Annotated in this window: 1 protein-coding gene; it reads left to right on the forward strand. The window is 35.1% G+C overall.

Annotated features, from left to right (window positions below; genetic code table 11):
- Window positions 1–228: winged helix-turn-helix domain-containing protein (locus tag FDW96_RS12675; protein ID WP_137365783.1), on the forward strand; the 228-nt coding region annotated here is incomplete at its 5' end.
- Window positions 229–242 lie beyond the last annotated feature (14 nt).

Raw genomic sequence — 242 nt, forward strand, 5'->3', positions numbered from 1 at the left:
ACAATTACACTGACTTGTCGTGAATACGATATTCTTGAATTACTATCACAACGAACTTCTAAAGTTTATACGAGAGAGGATATTTATGATGACGTATATGATGAATATTCTAATGCACTTTTTCGGTCAATCTCGGAGTATATTTATCAGATTAGGAGTAAGTTTGCGCCATACGATATTAATCCGATAAAAACGGTTCGGGGACTTGGGTATCAGTGGCATGGGTAAAAAATATTCAATGC

Source organism: Citrobacter sp. TBCS-15 (genome assembly GCF_005280815.1).
Classification (GTDB): Bacteria; Pseudomonadota; Gammaproteobacteria; order Enterobacterales; family Enterobacteriaceae; genus Citrobacter; species Citrobacter werkmanii.